This is a genomic window from Bartonella sp. OD88NMGDW (genome assembly GCF_042193775.1).
Classification (GTDB): domain Bacteria; phylum Pseudomonadota; class Alphaproteobacteria; order Rhizobiales; family Rhizobiaceae; genus Bartonella; species Bartonella grahamii.
The window spans coordinates 122,562-136,043 of the sequence record NZ_JBHIMA010000006.1 but is presented as its reverse complement, the minus strand read 5'-3'; the positions used below and the strand labels follow the sequence as shown (position 1 = coordinate 136,043).

The following is a 13,482-nucleotide window of genomic DNA, read 5'->3' as shown; positions in this document are numbered from 1 at the left end:
TCTTCCCATGATCAACGTGACCAATCGTACCAATATTAACATGCGGTTTTGTTCGTTCAAACTTGCTCTTCGCCATCTGAGCTCTCCATTTTCCGTCCAAGCCAAGGACTAAGTTAAAAATTAATTACCAACCTGAAATTACGCGTATTTCTTTTGAATCTCCAAAGCAACAGCCGAAGGTACAGGCTCGTAATGATCAAACTGCATTGTATACTGTGCACGCCCCTGACTCATAGAGCGAAGGGTATTCACATAACCAAACATATTTGCCAAAGGAACCATTGCATTCACAACCGTTGCAATACCGCGCGCTTCAGTTCCCGAAATCTGTCCTCGACGAGAATTGAGATCACCAATAACATCACCAACATAATCATCTGGTGTAACAACTTCCACCTTCATGATCGGTTCAAGAAGCTGCGCACCAGCCTTCTTTGCTCCATCACGAAAAGCTGCACGAGCAGCAATTTCAAAAGCCAAAACCGAGGAATCAACATCGTGATAGCCACCATCAATGAGTGTCGCTTTTACACCAAGCATAGGAAAGCCCGCAAGAGGACCTGACCCCATAACACTTTCAATCCCTTTTTGGACACCAGGAATATATTCTTTAGGAACAGCACCACCAACAATCTTTGACTCAAAAATAAAGTCATCACCATCATGAGGCTCAAAAATAATTTTTACACGAGCAAATTGACCAGCACCACCCGATTGTTTCTTATGCGTATAATCAATTTCCGCCATTTTAGTAATTGACTCACGATAAGCAACTTGAGGCTGCCCAACATTTGCTTCAACCTTAAATTCACGGCGCATACGGTCAACAATAATATCAAGATGAAGCTCACCCATTCCAGCTATAATAGTCTGACCAGATTCCTCATCCGATTTAACACGAAATGAAGGATCTTCGGCTGCCAGACGATTAAGAGCAATACCCATTTTTTCTTGATCTGCTTTTGTTTTCGGTTCAATTGCAATCTCAATAACGGGCTCTGGAAATTCCATCCGCTCCAAAATAACAGGCTTCAAAGGATCACAAAGAGTATCACCTGTTGTCGTCTCCTTAAGTCCTGCGAGAGCAACAATATCACCAGCAAATGCTTCTTCAATATCCTCACGAGAATTTGAATGCATTTGAAGCATACGCCCCAAACGCTCTTTCTTCTTTTTCACAGTATTCTCAAGAGAAATACCTTTCTGAACTTTACCTGAGTAAATACGACAGAACGTCAACGAACCAACAAAAGGATCATTCATAATTTTAAAAGCAAGCATAGATAGTGGAGCATCATCTGAAGATTCGCGCGTCGTCTCAGTCTCAGTCTTCACATCAATACCACTAATTGCCGGAACATCAACTGGAGAAGGAAGATAAGAAACAACAGCATCCAAAAGCGGCTGAATTCCCTTGTTTTTAAAAGCTGTACCACAAAGAACCGGATGAAACTGAACTTCTACTGTCCCCCTACGAATGAGAGAAACAAGCTGTTCATTGGTTGGCATAACACCTTCCAAATAAGCCTCTGTCGCAGCTTCATCAACCTCCACAGCCATCTCAATCAATTTCTCGCGATATTCTTCAGCTTTCTCTCTTAAATCAGAGGGAATTTCACTTATCACCGCCGAGGCACCAATAGAACCATCCCACTTTAAAGCCTTCATTTCTACAAGATCAACAACGCCTTCAAAGTCATTTTCAGCACCAATCGGCAACTGCAAAACAAGCGCTTTAGCACCCAACCGAGAACCAACCATCTCCACACTACGATAGAAGTCAGCTCCTATTTTGTCCATTTTATTAACAAAAACCATACGAGGCACACGATATTTCTCAGCCTGCCGCCAAACAGTTTCCGTCTGAGGCTCCACACCAGCATTTGCATCCAACAAGGCTATCGCACCATCAAGAACACGCAAAGAGCGCTCAACTTCAATCGTAAAATCAACGTGCCCTGGCGTATCAATAATATTAAAGCGACGCTTCCGACCATCACGCCCTTCCCAAAACGTCGTTGTCGCAGCAGACGTAATCGTAATACCGCGCTCCTGCTCCTGCTCCATCCAATCCATCGTAGAAGCACCATCGTGGGTCTCACCAATTTTATGATTCTTACCGGTATAGAACAGAATACGTTCAGTCATCGTAGTCTTACCAGCATCAATATGCGCCATAATACCAAAATTACGATAATCTTCAATTTTATATTCGCGAGCCATTATATTTGCCTTAGTTTAAAACTTCTACCAGCGATAGTGAGAAAAAGCACGATTAGCCTCAGCCATACGATGAACATCTTCACGCTTTTTCACGGCAGAACCGCGATTATTAGCCGCATCCATCAATTCACCAGATAAACGCTCAATCATCGTCGTTTCATTCCGACCACGTGCCGCAGCAATCAACCAACGAATAGCAAGAGCCTGACGACGATCAGGACGAACATCAATCGGAACTTGATAAGTAGCACCACCAACACGGCGTGAGCGAACCTCAATATGAGGAGCAACATTCTCTAAGGCCCGATGAAATAGAGCCACAGGATCTGTTTTTACTCTTTTTTCTACAGAATCGAGCGCACCATAAACAATACGCTCTGCAACTGATTTTTTACCATCAAACATAATGGCATTCATAAATTTCATAATAACCAAATCACCAAACTTAGGATCTGGATTAATTTCACGCTTTTCTGCTCTATGACGACGGGACATTAGCTTTGTCTCTCAATATTATTTTGGACGCTTTGCGCCATACTTTGAACGACGCTGTTTACGATTCTTGACACCCTGCGTATCAAGCAAACCACGAATAATGTGATAACGAACTCCTGGCAAATCTTTCACACGACCACCGCGAATCATCACAACAGAGTGCTCTTGAAGATTATGTCCCTCTCCAGGAATATAACCAATCACCTCAAATCCATTCGTCAAGCGAATCTTAGCAACTTTACGAAGAGCAGAATTAGGTTTCTTCGGCGTTGTTGTATAAACACGCGTACAAACACCACGCTTCTGCGGATTCGACTGCAAAGCAGGAACCTTATTACGTTTAACTGGCGCTACACGCGGTTTGCGAATCAACTGGTTTACGGTAGGCATGCAACCTTCCTCTTTTCGATCTATATTCGTCTCACCCAATCGGGCTTTTCTATTTCATTTCTATCCACTCCAACAAAATTGGAACAGATATCTAAGTCTACACACAAAATCGGGCACACCTGCAAATAACAGTTCACCCGACCACAAGCAGAGAAGGCAATAGCCTTTTGCACTAGCATTTGCTTTTAATCTTCTTAACACCTGTGAATAATCTTCCGGTTCATATCCAAAACACCTGATCACATCCACATCGGTTATGTCCATCTCTAATAGCGAGAACACTTACATTCGTCAAGAACTAAACAGCAGAAAGTTTTTAAAAATGAAAATAAATTAAATTTTAAAACTTTAAATTTGCTTTTACCGCTACTCTTGATAAATCAATTTACCATAGTAATATCCCTATAAATAAAAGAAGCAGCAATGTGACTGTAATAAAACATGAATGCAGTAAATTAAATTGAATTACATGCTTGATATCTAATGATGAGCGCCATGAAAATAGTAACGTGGAATATTGCTGGAATAAAAGCACGACATGAAACATTATGTCAATGGCTGCAGCAAAGCCAGCCGGACATAGTCTGTTTACAGGAAATTAAAAGTATTGATGAAAATTTTCCACGCGATGCAATTGAAAATTTAGGTTACCACATAGAAACACACGGACAAAAAAGTTTTAATGGTGTTGCGATTCTCTCTAAAAAAACACCGGATGAAGTGATCCGTCGATTACCAGGCAATGATAATGATGAGCAAACACGTTACATTGAAGCTGTTTATTCAACAAACAAAGGTGTTGTTCGTGTTGCATCTCTCTATTTACCAAATGGGAATCCTATTGAGAGTGAAAAATATTCCTATAAAATAGAATGGATGGAAAGATTATATACACATGCAAAATCATTGCTTGCGTATGAAGAACCCCTTATTCTAGCAGGTGATTATAATGTCATCCCCGCTCCATTAGATGCAAAAAAACCTCAAGAATGGTGTCAAGATGCCTTATTTCTTCAAGAAACAAGAAAAGTATTTCAACGTATTCTTAATTTAGGTCTTTACGATGCTATCCGGAATGTCACCGATACTCCCTCCTTCAGTTTTTGGGATTTTCAGGCGGGTGCTTGGCCTAAGAATAATGGGATTCGCATTGATCATTTATTATTATCACCAGAAGCTGTTGATCAACTTATTTGCGCTCATAGTCAAACAGAAGTAAGGGGATATCAAAAACCGTCCGACCACGTTCCCGTTTGGATTCACCTTAATATCAATTAAGAAAGTACACCCCCCATTATGAAACACCAAAAAAATTCCACTCAAACATAATAACTATGCTACACCATGTAAACAGTATATCTTAAACAGCTAAAGTAAAGATAAATGAATGGAGGACATAAATGAAGAAATCATTATTAATGTTTATTGCAGCAACGGCCATTGGTTTCACAAGCGTCGCGCATGCTGAACATGATACTCTTGAAAAAATAAAACGAACAGGGGAAATTACTTTAGGTGTCCGTGAATCATCTGGTTTAGGCTACGCCCTTGGTAATAATAAATATGTAGGTTTTCATACAGAAATGGCAGAACGTATCATTGATGATATCTCAACAAAAATTGGTAAACCAATTAAAATTCATTATCTTCCCATCACTTCTCAAAATAGAATTCCTCTCTTAAAAAATAAAACCTATGATTTTGAGTGCGGCTCAACAACAAATGATATTGCCCGCAGTAAAGAAGCAGCATTTGCTTATACGACATACATTGAAGAGGTCCGGATTGCTGTAAAGAAAAACTCTAACATTAAATCTCTTGACGATTTAAATGGAAAAACAGTCGCAACGACCACCGGTACAACATCTGTTCAACTTATTCGTAAAAACAAACGTGCAAAAAACATTCAGTTTAAAGTTTTAAAGGGGAAAGATCACGGAGATAGTTTTTTATTATTAGAATCTGGTAAGGCAGATGCTTTTGTTATGGATGCTTCAATTCTTGCTGGACATATTGCTAAATCAAAGAATCCATCTGATTATGTCATTCTTGATACTGTACTTTCAGTCGAACCTATCGCCTGTATGCTCAGATTAAATGACAAAAAATTTGAACAAACAATCAACGATAGTATCGTACGTCAGATTAAAGATGAATCACTTGAAAAGCTTTACAATAAGTGGTTTATGAAACCGATTCCACCTGCTAACACTGTTATGAACCTTCCCTTGTCAAAACAAACAAGATATGCTTGGGATCACCCAAATAATAAGCCTCGAGAAAGCTACACAGAGAAAGATTTATAAAATTTAATAAAGAAGAACCACACTCTTTAAAAATTGAGTGTGGTTTATATTTTAATTCACTTTTTAATAAATTTAGCCTATGTAGATGCGCTTAATTTATTGTCCTATTTGTGAATGACTAATTTGAGGGAATATCAATTAATGGACTTTTCTTTCCTTTGTAGAGATGACCTTACCCAAACACTGGTAACAGGATGCATGGGAACTCCCGGCGTAAGTCATACCTATTTAGATACACTTCTCGATGGCTTAAAAAATACGGTTATATTGTCTATCACTTCACTTATCTTAGCTGTATTGTGTGGTGTTATTATAGGAACAATGCGCACTTTACCCAAAACATCGATAATCAATTATATATTTCGCATTATCGGTACTATTTGGGTAGAGATTATGCGTAATATTCCCCTTCTTGTACAAGTATTTTTGTGGTATTTTGTTGTTCCTAAGATTTATCCACCAGCGATGAAATTTTCCCCCATTCTCTTAATAACATGCGCATTGGGATTCTTTACATCTGCACGCATTGCAGAACAGGTTCGTTCAGGCATTGAAGCGATTCCTTCTGGACAACGTTATGCTGCTATGGCAATGGGATTTACAACTTATCAAAGTTATCGCTATATAATACTACCACGTGCTATACGTACAATTATGCCGCCTCTTACTTCAGAAGCAATGGGCATTGTAAAAAATTCATCTATAGCATTCGCCGTTTCAATAAACGAGCTCATGCAATTTCAATACCAAGCAATTGAAGAGGTAAGCCATGTTTACGAAAACTATTTGCTTGTTACGATTCTTTATATTCTAATAGCCTTATTCGTATTCATTGTGATGACCGTCATTGAACAAATACTCAAAATTCCTAATTTTCAAACAAAGGGAAATTGAAAATGATGAATTTCATAAGCTCTCAGTTTGGACTTTATTTTCCTTTCAATTTTTCCGACTTTGATTTTTCCTTTTTTACCTTTGATGTATTTCGTTCTTACATTTTATCAGGTTTGCTCTTTAGCGTTTTTCTAACTCTTTTTGCAACGGTATTGGGGTTTGTTTTCGGCACCCTTTTAGCAATGATGCGCCTTTCTTCCATAAAACTTCTTTCTTGGTTTGCAATCGTTTACATAACAGCTATGCGTTCAATACCACTTGTGATGGTTATCTTATGGTTTTTCGTGCTTTTGCCTTTTTTAACCGGTACATCCATCGGTGCAAATAAATCAGCACTCATTACCTTTACCGCATTTGAAACGGCTTATTTTGCAGAAATTATGCGTGCTGGCATAAACTCAGTTTCGCAAGGACAAAAATATGCGGGACAAGCTCTCGGAATGACATATTGGCAAAGTATGTACATTGTCATTCTTCCTCAAGCCTTTAGGGACATGCTACCAGTTTTTTTAACACAAGTTATTATCCTTTTTCAGGATACAACCCTTGTTTATGCAATCAGTGGCAACAGTCTTTTAAATGGTTTTGATATTGCTGCTAATAATTTTGGTGTAAAGCAAGAAGCTTATATCTTAGCAGCTGTTTTCTATTTTGTTATCTGTTTTACACTGTCACAAATAGTTTTGTATTTACAAAAAAAAGTATCCATTATTCGCTAATAGGAAAAAAAATGTCTACTCATATGATCGAAATAAAAAATGTTTCTAATTGGTATGGCGAAATTAACGTCCTTAAAAACTGTACAACCAACATTAATAAAGGAGAGGTCGTTGTCGTTTGTGGTCCATCAGGATCAGGAAAGTCAACACTCATTAAAACTATTAACGCTCTCGTTCCTTTTCAAAAAGGTGAAATTTGGATTAACGGAGTACCAGTTCATTCAAAAAAAACGAATCTGCCTAAATTGCGAAGTCAGGTGGGAATGGTATTTCAACACTTCGAGCTTTTCCCCCATTTATCTGTCACAGAAAATTTGACAATTGCGCAAATCAAAGTCCTAAAACGAAGCAAAAAAGAAGCACTTGAACGTGGATTGTTGTATCTTGAACGCGTTGGGCTGATTGAACACAAAGATAAATATCCTGGTCAACTTTCTGGAGGGCAACAACAACGTGTTGCTATTGCACGTGCCTTAACTATGGATCCACTTGTCATGCTTTTTGATGAACCAACATCTGCTCTAGATCCTGAAATGGTAGGTGAAGTGCTCGATGTCATGATTAGCTTAGCAGAAGAAGGTATGACGATGATTTGTGTAACCCATGAAATGGGGTTTGCACAAAAAGTCTCGGAGCGTGTTATTTTCATAGATCAAGGAACAATTCTTGAAGACTGTTCATCTAAAGAGTTCTTTTCTGATCCACAAGCGAGAACACCAAGAACGCAAGAATTTTTGTCTAAAATCTTAAGTCATTAGCCGTTATATTATCACAAAAAGCTATCTCTACTGTAAACTTAGACACAAGACAGTAGAGTTTAATAACGGATGAGAGAATGTAAAAATATTACAATCAGATGTTTAAAAACTGTTATTTTTTAAAATATCAGCAACCAGTGAAATTGCTGTACGTCTCTCAAATTCATTACAAAGAGCAAAAGCCTGTTCTTGCAAAGGGCGAATCCAATTTCTGTCTTTTACATTAGCTTTTTCATAGGCAGCAGTTAACAATGCTGCCCCACGGACAATTTTTCCTTCTTGAAGCAGCATATTTCCAAGCATTGCTTGGGCGGAAGGATTTCCTTTTTTTGCTGAAAGTTGAAACCATCGTGCTGCTTGTATAAGATTCTTCTCCCTTCCCTCTCCCTTTAAAAATATTTTTCCTAAATGATACTGAGCTTTAGAATTTCCATAGTTCACCGCAGCCTGCATATAAAGATGAGCAGCATAAGAAGGATCAGGTTTCACAGGTGATTGAGGAATACCTTTTTTTATATATCCCGCAAGTTTAACCAATGCATCAGAAACATAACTTTCATCCTCTGAACCAAGATCAGTGCCTTTTTCAACAATATATGCAAAAAAATAATATGCCTTATAATCATTTTTAGGGACACCATCACCATTTGCATAGATAGAGCCTAGTTTCCAATTCGCACCAATATGGCCTCTCTTAGCCGCACGACGTAATGCTGCAATAGCCTGATTTATATGCCCATCTTTATAAGCAGACATACCACGTTTAAAAAAATAAAACGCACCATCATTCGCTTCTTGCAAGCTATTGACATCTATTGCATAAACAGTCGAAAAAAATCCCCCTAAAATCACAACAATAGTGGCTTTTTTCCATATCTGAAACCTATTAACCATTTCCCCCCTATCTCAATTTTAATGATTATATCTGTTACAAATTTCTTTGTAGATATTTAAACCCTTTTTCTTAGTAAAAAGCACACGCGATTTCAAAATAAAAATTTTAAAAGAAAAGATCAATAAATAAAAACCATCCAAAATGTTCGATAAAATTAAGTATCCATTTTTATATATAACAAATTGATTTTTAAATATAAATCATTATCCTATATTTTGTAACACCTCCTTTAACATTCTAGGATTTATTGATTTTAAAATTTTATACGTATAAGTAAAAATCGCTCAATAAAATAACGTGCATTAAACAGCAACTTGAGAACGAAGAGAATACATGATGAATGGTAAGCATTTAAGTATAAAAAACAATACGAAAGATAGATAAATATAATGATGATCGTTAACTTATAACTTCACAACTGCCTTACCACCTTAAAGATGAAGTTTTTTGCCACCGTCAATCTATAAACAATACAGCTTTTTGCTTAACAGATTCCACCTAACATCATTTCACATGGAATTACTTCATACTTTATACACAAGCCCTACCTCAGAATACTCACCATTACATACAACAAAAATACCACATGTGTAATTTTACATGCCTTATATTGCTACTCTAAATGATGATGTTTTACAGTAATAAAACAACGTACTGATTTATAATGATAATTTACTTTTTTGCATATTGAATGAGTCCCTCGAATATCGTAAGATTCTCTTATTCAAAACCTGTTCCATGTTGAATCAATCAAAACCATCCGCTTGCACATTACAAGCAGAGAGAGCTATGTGGATAAAAACTCTGTGTAAGAAAGAACTAACAATGCCTCTCATGAACGGTCTTAAGTGCCAAGTCCTTGTCCGGATTGGGGCGGGATAGCGCCACAGCGCTTGTTACTTTACAAGCGTAAAGAAGGGGAGCTCAATAGATTTACCGTTATACTATTCATGATCTCCGTCATGAGATAGGCTTGGGTACCTTAAAAGATGTTTTTTTAATGATAAACAGAAAACTATGGATTTCAGTAGAGATTTTATGATCGTTCATGAAAAACTAACAAAAGAAAAAGTCTCTTTAAAGAAGATCTATACCAAACCTAATGGTATGAAATCATCCACAAAAAAGTAAAAAGTTGAAATCAATCCAACCGCTCTAAAGCAACAAATATCTTCTTCTGCGCTGCACGCAGTTCTACAACCCTGTTCCGTTCACGCTCAACAATTTCTGCTTTCGCATTTGCTATAAATTTGGGGTTGTTTAACTTAAGCGATATTTTCTCAATATCTTGTTCAATTTTACTGACATCTTTCCTCAAACGAACACGTTCAGCCTCCAAATCGATCAACTGTCCTAATGGTAAACAAAAAACAGCCTCTCCCAAAATCATTTGTGCCGACACTTCCGGAACTTTATCAGAGAAATCAATAACTTCAATACGCGCTAATTTTTTAAGAAGTGCATCATAACGCTTCACACGCTCTCGCGTTACTTCCCCTCCTTCAACAACAACAAGAGGTGCTTGTGTTGCCACTGGAATATTCATTTCAAAACGTACAGACCGAATCCCTGTAACGACATCAATAAGCCAATTAATATCATCAGCAGCTTCTTCATCTATCAATGTTTCCTCTGGCCATTTTGTCAATGCGAGCATATCCTCACGCTTGATGGCTTGCGTTTCTGTAAGAGACCACAACTCTTCCGTCATATGAGGCATAAAAGGATGAAGAAGTTTATAAACTTCATCTAAAACCCAAGCAGTACAAGCTTGAACCTCATTTTTAGCATCTTCATTTTCCCCCTGAAAAATAGGTTTGAGAAGCTCCAAATACCAATCACATAATGTATTCCAAACGAAACGGTAAAGTGTGGCAGCAGACTCATTAAATTTATAGTGTTCAATACCAGTCGTCACTGCTGAAATCGTTTTAGATAACTCTGTTAAAATCCAACGATTAAGCGCCAATTTTGCTTGTTCTGGCTTAAAAGTTGGATCATGCTTCACACCATTCATCTGTGCAAATCGGGTAGCATTCCACAATTTCGTAGCAAAATTACGATAACCAGCAATACGAGAAGCGTCAAGTTTTACATCACGACCTTGTGCTGCCATAATAGCTAAAGTAAACCGAAGTGCATCAGCACTATATTGATCAATAAGCTCTAAGGGATCAATAATATTTCCCTTTGATTTTGACATCTTCGCACCCTTTTGATCCCGAACAAGAGCGTGCACATAGACCGTTGGAAAAGGAACGTCACCCATAAAGTGAAGTCCCATCATCATCATACGAGCAACCCAGAAAAAAATAATATCAAATCCTGTCACAGACAAAGATGTTGGGTAAAAAGTAGATAATTCAGTCGTTTTATTTGGCCATCCTAATGTTGAAAAAGGCCAGAGAGCTGATGAAAACCAAGTATCTAAAACATCCGGATCACGGATTAATTCAACAACCTCACCATAATGAGCATAAGCTGAATCTAAAGCCTCTTTTTCACTTTTTTCAACAAAAACCGTCCCATCAGGACCATACCAAGCAGGAATCTGATGTCCCCACCACAATTGGCGAGAAATGCACCAAGGTTGAATATTTTCCATCCAATTGAAGTAAGTCTTTTTCCAGCTATCAGGAACGAACCGCGTTTTGCCTTGTTGAACAGCCTCTATCGCTGGCTTTGCTAATTCAGCAGCATGAACATACCATTGATCTGTCAAAAACGGCTCAATAAGAACACCACTGCGATCTCCATGAGGAACCATATGGGTATGATCATCAACAGAGGCTAAATATCCCTGTTCTTCCATCAAAGAAACAATCTTCTGGCGCGCAACAAAACGATCAGATTTATCGAGATTTTCTACTAACATTTTTAATTCATCTGACAAAATCAAACCATCAAAAAAGGCTTCATTTTCACGGAGAAAAATCTCGGCTTTTTGGGTAAAAATATTGATCAAGCGTAAATGATTACGCTGTCCTACTTCAAAGTCATTAAAGTCATGAGCTGGTGTGATTTTTACAGCACCACTTCCAGCTTCAGGATCAGCATGCGTATCACCAACAATTAATAACCTACGACCAACAAGTGGCAAAAGAGCATTTTTACCGATAAGATTTTTATAACGCTCATCTTCAGGATTAACAGCAATTCCTGTATCACCAAGCATTGTTTCTGGTCGTGTTGTCGCCACTGTTATAAAAGTTGTCGCATCATTTGGATCAAAAATTTTACCCTCAAGTGGATATCTAAAGTGCCACAAATGTCCTTGAACTTCTTTTTGCTCAACTTCAAGATCTGAAATAGCTGTCAACAATTTAGGATCCCAATTGACGAGGCGCTTATCCCTATATATCAACCCTTGCTTATAAAGCGTGACAAAGACTTCACGAACTGCCTGCGACAACCCCTCATCCATTGTAAACCGCTCACGCGACCAATCACATGAAACCCCAAGGCGACGCAACTGGTTTGAAATAACGCCTCCAGTTTCATAACGCCACTCCCAAATACGCTCAATAAACTTTTCTCTCCCCATTTCTTGACGCGTTGGCTCTTGGCGTTCTGCAAGTTGACGCTCTACAACCATTTGTGTAGCAATCCCAGCATGATCCATACCAGGCTGCCACAAGACGTTTCTGCCACGCATCCGCTGAAATCTAACTATTATATCTTGAATTGTCGTATTGAGCGCGTGCCCCATATGAAGTGAACCCGTAACATTAGGAGGTGGAAGCATAACGCAAAAAGGTTCTGCACCGCTTTTAGAACCAGCTCCCACTTTAAAGGCCCCACGAGTCTCCCATCTCTTTGCAACCCGTTGCTCTATAGAGGCAGCATCATAGTTTTTTTCTAACATTCTATCCATCCATAACGCCGCTGAAAAACACAATACATGATCAAATCCCGATCAAAAACCCGTGATTTTCAGCCATTCACTAGAGAGCTCGCAAAATCGCAAACAAAATTCTCATAAAATGAAAAACATAAAAATAATTAAGATGATTTTTTAATCGCTTTCACAATCTCTTCACGCAAAATATCTTCCAGCAAAATAGGCAATTTAGACTGTAACCATTCTGCTATAGCCGGACGCAACACATCCTTTGCAATCTTTTCTGCAGAAGAAATACAATATGCAGACAATTCCACATGACCATCCCCTCTAGCTTCTGACTGTGATTTCCTTATCTCATCTTCATATTCTTTTGCTTTATAAACAGAATTCCGTTCTTCAGAAGAAAGCTTCATCTTTTGCATATCCATACCAACTGTATTATTCTCTGCCTCTATATCCTCTTTCTCTTGCGTTATCTTCCCCCCTTGATTTTCAGAAGAAAGACCAATACGATCAGCTAAAGCTTTCATAGCATCATCAACCGATAAGGTTGTATCATAAATACCTCCTGATGCAGCTTCTGAACGACCTTCCGAAGCATTCACTGCAACATCTTCATTTAAAAAGTGATCAGATTGAACCGCATTTTCTTCGATTATTTCACGAATAGATGTTAAAATTTCATCCATACTTGGCTCACGTAACACGCTTGAACTCTGTACCATACTTTACAACCTCTCAAAGACGCAACAACAAATAGAATCATACTTTCAGTGTATGCAAAAGAATCATAAGATCAACATGCCTCCCGCGATATTTTCAAATATGCTTGTCATAAAGAGGGCGCTACACACAATTTTCTACACTTATAAAAATAACATCTCACCGTTCTATTTTTAAACATACTCAACTATTGATTTACCAACTTTTAAAAACTAAAATAATTTAAGATTAAAGA

At 38.0% G+C, this 13,482-nt stretch carries 11 protein-coding genes and 1 pseudogene; 5 read left to right on the top strand and 7 right to left on the bottom strand.

Going from position 1 to position 13,482, the window contains the following annotated elements:
- The 4 genes and pseudogenes from ACFIJR_RS06495 to rpsL form a co-directional block, all read right to left on the bottom strand.
- Window positions 1-76, bottom strand: a pseudogene (locus tag ACFIJR_RS06495) (elongation factor Tu); the annotation flags it as partial.
- A 62-nt stretch (window positions 77-138) separates the two neighbouring features.
- A complete protein-coding gene (fusA, locus tag ACFIJR_RS06490; RefSeq protein WP_375627149.1) occupies window positions 139-2,223 on the bottom strand; it encodes an elongation factor G in 2,085 nt (694 codons plus the stop codon).
- A 24-nt stretch (window positions 2,224-2,247) separates the two neighbouring features.
- Window positions 2,248-2,718, bottom strand: a complete 471-nt coding sequence (gene rpsG, locus ACFIJR_RS06485) for a 30S ribosomal protein S7 (RefSeq protein WP_015856589.1) — start codon at window positions 2,716-2,718, stop codon at window positions 2,248-2,250.
- 18 nt (window positions 2,719-2,736) lie between these two features.
- Window positions 2,737-3,108 carry a 30S ribosomal protein S12 gene (rpsL, locus tag ACFIJR_RS06480; RefSeq protein ID WP_005773262.1) on the bottom strand — a complete coding sequence of 124 codons (372 nt, stop codon included), beginning with the start codon at window positions 3,106-3,108 and terminating at the stop codon, window positions 2,737-2,739.
- A 495-nt stretch (window positions 3,109-3,603) separates the two neighbouring features.
- Here rpsL and xth point away from each other — a divergent pair, with 495 nt between their 5' ends.
- The 5 genes from xth to ACFIJR_RS06455 all read left to right on the top strand — a co-directional run bounded on the left by xth (window position 3,604) and on the right by ACFIJR_RS06455 (window position 7,785).
- Window positions 3,604-4,386, top strand: coding sequence for an exodeoxyribonuclease III (gene xth / locus ACFIJR_RS06475; RefSeq protein ID WP_375626583.1), 783 nt, complete (start codon window positions 3,604-3,606; stop codon window positions 4,384-4,386).
- 122 nt (window positions 4,387-4,508) lie between these two features.
- Window positions 4,509-5,414: a transporter substrate-binding domain-containing protein gene (locus ACFIJR_RS06470; protein WP_375626581.1), complete on the top strand. Its 906-nt coding sequence runs from the start codon at window positions 4,509-4,511 to the stop codon at window positions 5,412-5,414.
- A gap of 141 nt (window positions 5,415-5,555) precedes the next feature.
- A complete protein-coding gene (locus ACFIJR_RS06465; protein ID WP_375627146.1) occupies window positions 5,556-6,308 on the top strand; it encodes an amino acid ABC transporter permease in 753 nt (250 codons plus the stop codon).
- A gap of 2 nt (window positions 6,309-6,310) precedes the next feature.
- The gene (locus ACFIJR_RS06460) at window positions 6,311-7,027 is read left to right on the top strand and encodes an amino acid ABC transporter permease (protein ID WP_273788550.1); all 717 of its coding nucleotides are present in this window, start codon (window positions 6,311-6,313) and stop codon (window positions 7,025-7,027) included.
- 11 nt (window positions 7,028-7,038) lie between these two features.
- Window positions 7,039-7,785, top strand: coding sequence for an amino acid ABC transporter ATP-binding protein (locus ACFIJR_RS06455; protein WP_375626577.1), 747 nt, complete (start codon window positions 7,039-7,041; stop codon window positions 7,783-7,785).
- A 102-nt stretch (window positions 7,786-7,887) separates the two neighbouring features.
- Here the strand turns inward: ACFIJR_RS06455 and ACFIJR_RS06450 are convergent, their stop codons facing one another.
- The 3 genes from ACFIJR_RS06450 to ACFIJR_RS06440 all read right to left on the bottom strand — a co-directional run bounded on the left by ACFIJR_RS06450 (window position 7,888) and on the right by ACFIJR_RS06440 (window position 13,249).
- Window positions 7,888-8,679 carry a tetratricopeptide repeat protein gene (locus tag ACFIJR_RS06450; protein ID WP_375627143.1) on the bottom strand — a complete coding sequence of 264 codons (792 nt, stop codon included), beginning with the start codon at window positions 8,677-8,679 and terminating at the stop codon, window positions 7,888-7,890.
- Between the two features lie 1,142 nt (window positions 8,680-9,821).
- Complete coding sequence (locus tag ACFIJR_RS06445; RefSeq protein ID WP_375626592.1) at window positions 9,822-12,545, bottom strand: valine--tRNA ligase; 2,724 nt, start codon at window positions 12,543-12,545, stop codon at window positions 9,822-9,824.
- 137 nt (window positions 12,546-12,682) lie between these two features.
- On the bottom strand, window positions 12,683-13,249 hold the full coding sequence (locus ACFIJR_RS06440) for a DUF2497 domain-containing protein (RefSeq protein WP_375626573.1): 567 nt from the start codon (window positions 13,247-13,249) through the stop codon (window positions 12,683-12,685).
- Window positions 13,250-13,482 lie beyond the last annotated feature (233 nt).

What these genes read in the sequence shown, in the direction of transcription:
- rpsL (WP_005773262.1), bottom strand. Translation starts at nt 3,108, where the DNA reads ATGCCTACCGTAAACCAGTTGATTCGCAAACCGCGTGTAGCGCCAGTT.
- rpsG (WP_015856589.1), bottom strand. Translation starts at nt 2,718, where the DNA reads ATGTCCCGTCGTCATAGAGCAGAAAAGCGTGAAATTAATCCAGATCCT.
- fusA (WP_375627149.1), bottom strand. Translation starts at nt 2,223, where the DNA reads ATGGCTCGCGAATATAAAATTGAAGATTATCGTAATTTTGGTATTATG.
- ACFIJR_RS06440 (WP_375626573.1), bottom strand. Translation starts at nt 13,249, where the DNA reads ATGGTACAGAGTTCAAGCGTGTTACGTGAGCCAAGTATGGATGAAATT.
- ACFIJR_RS06445 (WP_375626592.1), bottom strand. Translation starts at nt 12,545, where the DNA reads ATGTTAGAAAAAAACTATGATGCTGCCTCTATAGAGCAACGGGTTGCA.
- ACFIJR_RS06460 (WP_273788550.1), top strand. Translation starts at nt 6,311, where the DNA reads ATGATGAATTTCATAAGCTCTCAGTTTGGACTTTATTTTCCTTTCAAT.
- ACFIJR_RS06450 (WP_375627143.1), bottom strand. Translation starts at nt 8,679, where the DNA reads ATGGTTAATAGGTTTCAGATATGGAAAAAAGCCACTATTGTTGTGATT.
- ACFIJR_RS06455 (WP_375626577.1), top strand. Translation starts at nt 7,039, where the DNA reads ATGTCTACTCATATGATCGAAATAAAAAATGTTTCTAATTGGTATGGC.
- ACFIJR_RS06470 (WP_375626581.1), top strand. Translation starts at nt 4,509, where the DNA reads ATGAAGAAATCATTATTAATGTTTATTGCAGCAACGGCCATTGGTTTC.
- ACFIJR_RS06465 (WP_375627146.1), top strand. Translation starts at nt 5,556, where the DNA reads ATGGACTTTTCTTTCCTTTGTAGAGATGACCTTACCCAAACACTGGTA.
- xth (WP_375626583.1), top strand. Translation starts at nt 3,604, where the DNA reads ATGAAAATAGTAACGTGGAATATTGCTGGAATAAAAGCACGACATGAA.